Raw genomic sequence first — 1347 nt, 5'->3', positions numbered from 1 at the left:
ACGCCTGCTCGACGCCGACTTCGTGGCGCTGACCGGCGACCTCACCTTCGCCGGCAAGCGCCTCGAGCTCTACGTCCTGGACACGCTCGACTACTACGCCGAGGACCGGCCGATCCACCTGGCGCCGGGGCTGCACGACACCCCGACGATCGTCGCGGCCGCCGAGGACCGCGGCTGGCAGGTCGGCGACGGCACGACGCAGGAGGTGTCGGGACTGCGCCTCCTCGCCGCGGCGGACCCCCGGATCTCGACCGTCGGCGACTTCGGGACCAGCGACGTGCTGCGGGACCCGGAGGTCGACGTCGACCGGTTCGTCGCCGACATGATCGACGAGACGTGCACCGAGCACCCCGACTTCGTGCTCGTCCACGACCACCTGCTCGGGCGCCGCATCGCGGCGACCGGGTGCGTCGGCACCGCGGTGCTGGACGGCCGTTCCTACGACTTCCTCGGCCCCCAGCAGGTGCAGACGGCGACCGACGAGTCCGCCACCGAGTTCACCCTGGGCAGCGCCGGTGGCCACGCCGACACCAAGCCCAACCCGGGGATCATCGTCCACCCGGCCCGGTTCGCGATCATGTACGTCGACCCGGACACCCAGCGGACGAGGTACGCCGTCGTCTCGGTCTCGCCCGACGCGAGCGTGACGATCACCCCGCCGGTCGCCCTCGACACGCCGTACCGGTGACGCCGGGCCCCTCAGCCGAGCACGTTCGAGGGTGCGTCCGGGCCGACCCGGCGCAGCCGTGAGTACGTCGCGAGGTCGAGCACGTTGCCGGTGCGCGGCGCGCGCCAGGTGAGCGGTTCGGCGTCGTGGTCGTGGCCGCCCTCGACCGCCCCGACGAGGTGGGCCATCAGCTGGCCGACGACCGGGGCGTTCTTGAACTGGTTGCCGCTGGTGCCCATCGCGACGTACACGCCCGGCAGCGCGGTGCGGTCGTAGATCGGCGCCCAGTCGGGCGTGACGTCGTACACGCCGGTGATCCCCGACGGCCGGGACGGCACGGCGAGGCCGGGCACCCGCCGGGCCGCCCGCAGGGTCTGGGCCTCGAAGACCCGACGGGTGGGCCGCGGGTCGGCGTCCTCGGGGCGGTCCAGCCAGTCGAGCGGGTCGCACTCCGGCTCCAGGCCGCCGACGAGCAGCTGCCCGGCGGCCTGCGGGCGCAGGTAGACGCCGAGGTCCGGGTCCGCGACCGCGACGTCCGGGCCGCCGGGTGCCGCGAGCTGGTGCACCTCCTGGCGCAGCGGCCGCGAGGTCAGCGCGAAGTCGGCGTCCAGGCCGAGCTCCCGGATGAGCGCCCCCGACCAGGGCCCCGCGGCGTTGACGACGACGTCGGCGTCCAGGGT

General features: G+C 74.5%; 2 protein-coding genes. One reads left to right on the top strand and one right to left on the bottom strand.

Going from position 1 to position 1347, the window contains the following annotated elements; all coding sequences use genetic code 11:
- Positions 1–688, top strand: a 688-nt coding sequence (locus Q0L15_RS17570) for a hypothetical protein (RefSeq protein ID WP_296605748.1), incomplete at its 5' end; no start/stop codon positions are given.
- Positions 689–699: 11 nt separating this feature from the next.
- Here the strand turns inward: Q0L15_RS17570 and Q0L15_RS17565 are convergent.
- A partial coding sequence (locus Q0L15_RS17565; protein ID WP_296605747.1) for an FAD-binding oxidoreductase occupies positions 700–1347 on the bottom strand: 648 nt, incomplete at its 5' end.

The organism is Nocardioides sp. (assembly GCF_024509035.1).
GTDB lineage: Bacteria > Actinomycetota > Actinomycetes > Propionibacteriales > Nocardioidaceae > Nocardioides.
This window is presented reverse-complemented; position numbering and strand designations above follow the sequence as displayed.